At 39.1% G+C, this 8,819-nt stretch carries 6 protein-coding genes; 3 read left to right on the top strand and 3 right to left on the bottom strand.

Going from position 1 to position 8,819, the window contains the following annotated elements:
• Positions 1-735: hypothetical protein (locus tag FJX03_04805; GenBank protein MBM3633010.1), on the bottom strand; the 735-nt coding region annotated here is incomplete at its 3' end.
• Positions 736-1,028: 293 nt separating this feature from the next.
• Between FJX03_04805 and FJX03_04800 the strand changes: the two genes are divergently transcribed.
• Positions 1,029-2,081: a hypothetical protein gene (locus tag FJX03_04800; protein MBM3633009.1), complete on the top strand. Its 1,053-nt coding sequence runs from the start codon at positions 1,029-1,031 to the stop codon at positions 2,079-2,081.
• A gap of 382 nt (positions 2,082-2,463) precedes the next feature.
• Here the strand turns inward: FJX03_04800 and FJX03_04795 are convergent, their stop codons facing one another.
• The gene (locus tag FJX03_04795) at positions 2,464-3,933 is read right to left on the bottom strand and encodes a hypothetical protein (GenBank protein MBM3633008.1); all 1,470 of its coding nucleotides are present in this window, start codon (positions 3,931-3,933) and stop codon (positions 2,464-2,466) included.
• A gap of 172 nt (positions 3,934-4,105) precedes the next feature.
• On the opposite strand from FJX03_04795, the gene FJX03_04790 reads away from it, so the two are divergent.
• Both FJX03_04790 and FJX03_04785 read left to right on the top strand, forming a co-directional pair.
• Complete coding sequence (locus FJX03_04790; protein ID MBM3633007.1) at positions 4,106-7,564, top strand: pyridine nucleotide-disulfide oxidoreductase; 3,459 nt, start codon at positions 4,106-4,108, stop codon at positions 7,562-7,564.
• A 77-nt stretch (positions 7,565-7,641) separates the two neighbouring features.
• Positions 7,642-8,334 carry a hypothetical protein gene (locus tag FJX03_04785; protein ID MBM3633006.1) on the top strand — a complete coding sequence of 231 codons (693 nt, stop codon included), beginning with the start codon at positions 7,642-7,644 and terminating at the stop codon, positions 8,332-8,334.
• 70 nt (positions 8,335-8,404) lie between these two features.
• On the opposite strand, the gene FJX03_04780 is transcribed toward FJX03_04785, so the two are convergent.
• Positions 8,405-8,800 (bottom strand): hypothetical protein, encoded by a 396-nt coding sequence (locus tag FJX03_04780; GenBank protein MBM3633005.1) that lies wholly within the window; start codon positions 8,798-8,800, stop codon positions 8,405-8,407.
• Positions 8,801-8,819 lie beyond the last annotated feature (19 nt).

Here is an 8,819-nt window from a genome sequence, read left to right as displayed (position 1 = left end):
TCCTCCGATGCCGCCTCCCATTCCACCAACACCAGTCATGCCTCCTCCGATGCCGCCTCCCATTCCACCAGAAGTATCGGCACCTCCTGCACCAGATGGCGAGGGAGAGGGAGGAGAGGGAGGGGAGGGAGGAGAGGGAGGAGAGGGAGAAGAGGGAGGGGATGCTGGAATAGGTGTTGGAGATATGTCAGAAGCTGCTCCTCCTTTCGAAGACGATTCTCCAGCAGAGGATGTCACAGCCTCACCAGCATTTTCGGAAACTTTGTTAGCTGATATTTCAGCTCTTTCATCAGAAGAGGGAGAAAAAGTTGAACCTGGCGCAACTTTAGCAACATCAACAGATGACGGACTTGACTGTTCTTCTTCTGGCTTTGGTTCATCTGAGGGATTATTATTGTCGGAATCTTCGTCTTTAGGTGTTTCGTCATTAGATTCATTTTTTTGTTCTTTTTTTGGGGAAGATTTTTCAGAGTCAGAAACTTCTAGCCTGTCATTTTCATCTTCCTTTTTATCAACTTCTTTTTTTTGATCATCTTGATATGTTTTCGATTTAGAAAGCTTGGCTTTAGATTGCCCACCTTGAGCTGATGCTTCGGGTGAACCTAATGCTGGAAAAGGAGTTATGGTCGTTGGACTCAAAGGTTGTTTAGTAGGTAATGCCCAACTGACGTTAACATGCACATAGGAATTCAAACTTAATATTAAAATAAGTTTTAAAATGAAATTTTTATTCACTCGCGAGGCTCTTTAAAAAAATCTATATGCTTTCTTAAAATACCGCACGACTGTTTAAGATTTCGTGAAATTATTGGTTATTTAATTCATGTGAAATTTAAAAAATTTAAGATATTTAAGAAAAAAGTTCATCCTCCTCAAAAAATTTACTAATTTTTAATCATTACTTAATAATAAATAGTAAGTGAGAATGATTAGCTTGTAAAATTTGAGATAATATTTTTATAAGGGCAGAAAATCCAGATTGATCAATTCTATATCTCTCGTTACAGTGTTATTAGAGTCAAAGGTTATTGGAGGCAATTATGTGGACAAGTACTTACAGTAAAGTTATTAAAAGCGTTAAGAAAGAAGCTGTCTGGCAACGATGGACAGACGTTAATCACTGGCACGAGTGGATACCAAATGTAGAATCCTGTCAGCTAGAAAAACCCTTTGTATCCGGAAGCAGCTTTATCTTAAAGCCTAAAGGATCACCATCAATGACTGTCGAATTAATAAATGTTAAACGAGATCATTCATTTACTGGATGCACACGTTTCTTTGGTGCAACGATGTATGATATTCATGAAATGCATCAAGATCCGCAAGGCATTAGATTAACCGTAACTTTAAAAGTAACGGGACCTCTTGGCTTTTTGTGGCGGAAACTTGTCGCTGAAAAAATCGAAGCTAACTTACCTGTCCTTCTAAGAAATTTAGCAAGTGTTTTGGGAGCCGCTGATTTGAGAAACCCAGTGCTCTCTGATAAGCAAAACACAGCTATATCCCCTAAACCCAAACTTCATGTAATAGGTTCGGGAAGTCAAAAACAAAAACAAAAATCAAAGCCAAAAAAATCTAAAATAAAAGTAAGCGTATCTTCGCTTAAGAAAACTAATCCTCTACTTAAATCCATTCCAAATGAGTCTGAAATATCTAATCGAAAGGTAGCCCAAACAATGTCAACTCAAACGAAACCAAAATTAGTTACGTCAACTTCAAAACCGAAAACAAAGTCTTCAACAGTAAAAAAAGCAAAGCCCACAGCAAAAAAATCCACTGTTAAAAAAGTTGCTGTTAAAAAAAGCACTACAGCGACAAAAACTGTAAAAGCGAAAGCAACGGCTTCATCTGCTAAAAAGAAGACCGTAAAAGCAAAGTTAAAATTAGTGACCGCTAAAAAAACGGCTCCTAAGAAAAAAAGTTCATTAACAAAAACGACAAAAGCAAAATCAAGCGCTTCAACTATCAAGAAGAAGACAGCGAAACCTGCGAAGTCAAAGAGTTTAACAGCGACAAAAACATCTACGTCGTCAAAGCCAAAGCCAAAAGCTAAGGCAAAGTCCAAAGCAAAAGGAAAGTAAATTTTTAAAGGGGGCGACTATGTGTTGTCCCCTCCTTTTCTAAAGCCTTGTGTCCCCAAATCTTAAATTATTTTTCCCAGATATTTCTTAGAAACCAAAATAAATAATAGAAAGCTTTCAATAATTTTGGGTTCAAATTTCATCCGTCACAAGTAGCACTCTTAAATTTTATAAGTTAGACAGCAACCACCACCATATCCATCATTATCACCTCTTTGATCCTTCTTCTGCGCTTCACCCCCATCGGAAAATTATTCTGAAAGCTTTGACTTCCCCCTTACCTTTTTTTAAAAATTAAAATTGATAATGGTATCTACATATAACGAACGGGATCGGAAGTATTGCTTAAAAAGGTAGGTGTAATTATTCAGAAGCAAAACTTTTAGCGTGCAAATTCGATTCGTAGTTTAGGGAGAGCATTTTTGAGCTTAAGACTTAAATCTTCTTTTAACCTGTAAGGCTGGATATGCAGATATTGCAGCTTAGATTTTTTAATAATAATCATCTCTGTAATTGTTTCATCCATTTTCCATTCAGATAATTTTGCCGGAATAAGAGTAACATCTGTTAATTTTCGCAACGAATGAAATAATGTCACAAGTGTTGAATTTGTAAAATAAGCCCCTGAAAAATGAAAAACTTTTAAGCGGAGTTGTTTTTTTATTATTTCCTTTAATTCAGTATCTCCAATTCCTTCTATATTATTGATTTTAAATTTCACAAGATCTTTATTATTCACAATATCTTTTATTCCCCGAAAGGAAATTTTTGTCTCAGATATATTTAAATTTTGTAAGCCCTTTGGCGTTTGACAAATTGCCTGTGCAACATCATCATTTACATTAGACTCTGACAAATCAAGTGTATGAAGTCTTGGCATTTTTATTAACAACTCTTTTACCGTTTTCATATTCTCAAACTTCTGCCCAACTGCAGAAAAAGATACTATATTCTCAATACCTTCTTTTAAAGCAAGATAATCCTTATCTTTAAATTGTTGTCCACTAATGCCTAAGGATTTGAGATAGGGAAACTCTTTAACAAGGAGCGGGATACTTTGAGAGGTTACACTTGTATTAATCAAATGAATTTTTATTAGATTCGGCAGATTTTTTGCCAAATACATTATTGTTTTATCCGTGACACCCGTACCAAAGAGCGAAATACTTTTCAAATGGGGTAATTTTTTAGAGATGGCTTCTAAAACTTTATCCGTTATCCCCAAGCAGCTTAAATCTATGCCTTCTAAATATCCCAGATCTGGCAAGACTTTCTCTATGAATGACTTTTCATTTAAAATAAGATTTTCATTACCACCGGGTAACATAACAAATCCAATTTCTCTAAATTGATCAAGAATCTTTTCATCCTTAAAGGTTTTAAGAATTTTAACAACATCACCCGAGTTAATGGTTAAATTTTGAAGTTTGAGACGAACATCAGGATTTTCTTTAATATATCGAATTGTTTCTGTAACCGTATGCTCATCGAGCCTGCGTGCATCGATAACAATAGTTTTCTTCGTAAGACTCCTTAATTTAACGGGCACAGTGGGCTTATCATCTACAGGCACGTCGGCTATTGCCTTATCCATTGCCGTATTTTTATTGGGCACTTTCACATCAATAGGCTTTTTAGGGGCTTGCGCTCCTAAACCATTACCTTTTTGTTTTTTTGTGGGATAAAGCTCTTTGACATCTTTTCGCTTTGCCACAACAGGGGGGCGATTTATAGGCGCAGCCGGCGGAACATAGGTTTGAAAACCGTCATTCGACACGCCTACTTGCCCCAACACGGTAACCGTGTTTGTTACAAAAGCACCAAGAAGAATGAAAGCAAATGAACGACCCACAGAATGACCCTTAAAAAATATAGAACTTCTTATATTTTTCTCCAAAATGAGAAATATAAAAAGAGGGAAAATGAAGAAGACGAGTGATCTTTTCTCTAGTGTGGGAAAAATACATAGAAAAACCGCCATACTTTCAGCTATAACATCTTTATAGGTTAATAAGAATTATGCGATGAACACCCAAAATATAAACTTAAATCTTCCTTTTGGACTTACATTTGCTGACTTGTACCATCGAGACGGCCTGATTAAGCTTGACCAAGCTTTTGTGGAATTTTTACAGCACCAACAGTGGGATTTAGCCACTCAATATCTTCTAGCCCGGCAAGAAGATAATTTTGATGAAAGCGCATTATTGTTAGCTTTATCACCTTTCGTAAACCAATTCATTGGTGCTTTATTTGATGAAGATGCCGCTGCACAGCTAACACGAGAGCACCAAAAATTTGGCCTAATTTTAGAGGTCAATCGACAATTCGTTCAAAGAATAGCCATAAAAAAATATCCTAAAGACACCGCAGAATCCTTTGATGCAGAAGCTCTGCGACATAGCTTGCATGCTTTTGTAAACACGGATGACCAACAGGCTCTTGCTGCAAAAATTCTAGATTGGCTTAGCCATCCTCAAGATTATCAATCTGAACTAGACTTAGCCACTCGCTATGTAGCTTGGGGAGCTCAAACAAAACTCGGGCAAAAACAACATAGTGGCCAGATATTGTTTGCTATACCTCATAAGCTAGATTCTCACCATCTCATCCCTGTAGAATCATCAGGCACCCAAGGTGCATGGGAATTACCACACCACAAGCAACGATCTCGTGAAGGTTTTTCTTTGACAGATCCCGGCCTAAATCTTGAATCTGCTTTACATCAAGCCAACTATTGTATTTGGTGTCATCACCAAAATAAGGACTCTTGTTCCAAGGGATTGAAACCCAAAAATACAGATATAGACACGAACCGGTTCCAAAAGAATAGTTTTGGCACCACCCTTATTGGGTGCCCTTTGGAACAAAAAATTTCTGAAATGAATGAAGTTAAGAGTCAGGGCTTATCCTTAGCAGCCTTGTCAATTATTATGATTGATAATCCTATGGTGCCTGCAACAGGCCATAGAATTTGTAATGACTGCATGAAAGCATGTATCTATCAAAAACAAGACCCCGTGAACATACCTGGCGTAGAAACTCAAATTTTAAAAGATATTTTATCTTTACCCTGGGGGGTTGAAATTTATAGCCTGTTGACACGTTGGAATCCCCTCAACTTCCGCCGCCCTATTCTTTTACCTGATTCTGGGTACAAGGTTTTAATAGTTGGCATGGGCCCCGCAGGATTTACCCTCGCTCATCATCTTTTAAACGACGGTCATACAGTTGTGGGAATTGATGGATTAAAAATTGAACCCCTCCCTTTGGAACTTTCTGGGACAGATTCTACGGGAAGTCGTGTTTCCTTTCGGCCTATCAAATCTTTTCAAGAAATTGAGGAAGATTTGCACACGCGAGTGAATGGGGGATTCGGAGGGGTTGCTGAGTATGGCATTACAGTCCGGTGGAACAAAAATTTCCTCAAACTCATACGCATTGTTCTCGAACGCCGACTAAATTTTGGACTTTTTGGTGGCGTTCGTTTTGGAGGAACATTAACAATTGATCAAGCTTTTGACATGGGGTTTGACCACATAGCTTTGTGCATGGGTGCCGGTAGCCCAACACTCATACCCATGAAAAATAGTTTAGCTCCTGGTGTGCGGCAGGCCAGTGATTTTCTTATGGCCCTACAATTAACAGGAGCGGCTAAAGAATCTTCACTTGCGAATTTGCAACTGCGGATGCCAGTTATCGTCATAGGAGGGGGACTAACAGCTATTGATACAGCCACAGAAGCTATGGCTTATTATCCCTTGCAGGTAGAAAAGTTTGCAAAGCAATATCTAGAATTGGTAAATGCTTATGGGAAAGAATCTATTCAAAGCTCTTGGGGACTTCAAGATCATGAGATTGCAACGGAGTTTTTAGAACATGCGAATGCTTTTCAAGAAGAACGTCGTCAAGCTCAAGCAGAAGGGCGCCCGCCAAACTTCCCCAAATTGATGAAAGGCTGGGGAGGGGTAACAGTTGCTTATCGAAAATCTCTTATTCAAGCCCCAAGCTATACGCTCAATCACGAAGAAGTTGCTAAGGCCCTGGAAGAGGGAATCTCCATTTTGGACGAGGTCACACCCGAAGCCGTTGAGATAGATGATAAAGGACATTGTGCCGGACTCGTTGTGCGTCATAACGATAAAAATACAACTCTTTTGGCTCGAGCAATTTTAGTAGCTGCAGGAACTAAGCCAAATATTAACCTAACCTATGATGAACCAGAGCATATCACTCTAAATGGTCATATGTTCCAAGCTATTGACCAAAACGGTTTCCCCGTTGAACCCGAGCGTCTCGCAAAGCCGAAGATCCCCCAAGTATTAATGCACATGCGTGAAGACAAAAAGGCCATGAGCTTTTTCGGAGATATGCATCCTTCTTTTGCAGGAAATGTTGTAAAGGCCATGGGAAGTGCAAAACAAGGCTATCCGATAATTAGTAGTATTTTACGAAAATCTAAGGCTTCACAAATTTCGGGATTTTCTCTGTTAGATTCCTTAAACCTCTCCTTAAGACCCACAGTACAATCTGTCCAAAGACTGACGCCCACCATTGTAGAGGTGGTTATTCATGCTCCCTTAGCTGCAAAAGCTTTTCAACCCGGACAATTCTATCGACTGCAAAATTATGAATCTCTTGCTCCTCTTGTTAAGGGTACACGACTGAGTATGGAAGGATTAGCTCTAACGGGCGCCTCAGTCGATCGAAAACAAGGACTCTTGTCCACTATCGTCCTAGAAATGGGCGGATCTTCAAATTTATGCGCTTACCTAAAACCTGGAGATCCCGTTATCCTCATGGGCCCTACAGGACATCCAACAGAAATTCCCGAAAATGAAACCGTAATGCTTGTGGGAGGAGGGCTTGGCAATGCCGTCCTATTTTCTATAGGACAAGCCATGCGAGCTAAAGGCTGCCGGGTTTTGTATATTGCTGGGTATAAAAAAATAGAAGATCGATATAAAGTATCTGAAATTGAAGCAGCAGCAGATGTCGTGATTTGGGCTTGTGACGAGGAACCAGGATTTCAACCAACTCGACCTCATGATCATTATTATGTTGGCAATATTATTGAGGCCATTGCTGCCTATGGCCGAGAGCAATTGGGACCACCTTCTATTCATTTGTCTGCCATTCAACGAATGGTCGTTATTGGGTCAGATAGAATGATGGCAGCTGTTGCTGCAGCACGGCATAATGAGCTGAAATCATTTTTAAATCCCCAGCATTTAGCTATTGGAAGTATTAATTCCCCCATGCAATGTATGATGAAAGAAATTTGCGCTCAATGTCTCCAGCGTCATATAGACCCTGTCACTGGCGAGGAATCCATCGTTTATTCATGTGCCAATCAGGATCAAATCCTTGATCACGTCGATTTTAAATGTCTGTCTGATCGATTAGTCCAAAATGCTCTGCTTGAGAAATTAACAGCCTCATGGTTGCATCACTGCTTAAATTCAAAGAACGAATTAACTTAAATTTATATATTTCCCCTTCCCCTCCATGTGTATATCGCGTATTTTAATAAAAATTGCGATAAAAAGAGGATGACATAATGAAACTCAGAATAATAGGACTGATACTTTTCGGATTACTAATAGCAACACAACCCACTCAAGCAGCATTTGGAGGATTTCGAGTTTCCGGAATTTTTGGTCTTCAATATCTAAAAGGAAGGCATTGGTATACTGGAGGACCCGGCTCCCCTAGCAATGACGCCGTAGCAAGGCTGGGGGTGATAAGTTCTTTATTTGGTGCAAGCGCAGGCTATTTATTCGAATTAGGGCCATCTAAAATTGTTCTTGGTGCAGAAATATACGGATTTCTGCCTCAAGCAAATCCTAATCTTAGCCTAAAACTTCTGAATGGTAGTCCCGAAGGAAGTGTATCCGTTAAACATAACCGAAGTGTGGGATATGTCCTAACAGCGGGAATGATGTTCAACCCTAAAGTTATGGCATACCTAAGTGCAGGCCTTGAATCAGCACGATATGAATTTACATATAATTTCCTGGCTTCACCAGGGATTTCACCTCCGCTACTCCCCAAACAAAAGCTAAATCATATTTTTAAAGCCATAATGGTTGGTGTTGGAGCTACATATAAAGTTGCACCCCATTTATTAGTGGGCTTAGAGGCATCTGCACCCTTCTTTAAAAGATTTAAGGCAAGATCTAACCCACCTCGCGCATTTCATTACAAGCCTGTAGAATGGCGTTTAGCTCTAAAATTAAGTTATTTGTTTTAAAAAGAGGACAGGTGATTATAAATCTCCTGTCCCCTTATTAAAAGTAATTGCTTCAAATAATAAAGAATTATTAGCAACCTACGGTCACATTTAGTGTTTTCCCATTCCCACGAAGTTCCAGGGTTAACTTACCGTCTGTGCAAGGCTTGCTTGAAGCTTTTACAGTGAATTTTGGATCGCTGATGATGGACTGAAGAGCCACATCATTCCAAGACGGAGCTTTCAAAGCCCATTCTTGTCCACCAACTTTTGCTCTTCCTTGATTCTTAACAAGACTTTTGATGTCTTGTGCTTGAAAAGATTGGCGAATAATTTTACCTTGATAAGCTTTTTGTGTGGTCTTAGAAACTTTTTTGTTACCTGTACCGGACTTGCTTCCCGTTGTAGGTTTCTTACTTGGTGTTTTCGTTTTTGCTGATGTTTTTGTATTTGTCCCACTTTTGCGGGAAGTATTTTGATTTGGCATTATTCTAGCTCCTTTTAAA

This window comes from Alphaproteobacteria bacterium, assembly GCA_016870095.1.
GTDB lineage: Bacteria > Pseudomonadota > Alphaproteobacteria > Paracaedibacterales > VGCI01 > VGCI01.
This window is presented reverse-complemented; position numbering and strand designations above follow the sequence as displayed.

What these genes read in the sequence shown, in the direction of transcription:
- FJX03_04785 (MBM3633006.1), top strand. Translation starts at nt 7,642, where the DNA reads ATGAAACTCAGAATAATAGGACTGATACTTTTCGGATTACTAATAGCA.
- FJX03_04790 (MBM3633007.1), top strand. Translation starts at nt 4,106, where the DNA reads ATGAACACCCAAAATATAAACTTAAATCTTCCTTTTGGACTTACATTT.
- FJX03_04780 (MBM3633005.1), bottom strand. Translation starts at nt 8,800, where the DNA reads ATGCCAAATCAAAATACTTCCCGCAAAAGTGGGACAAATACAAAAACA.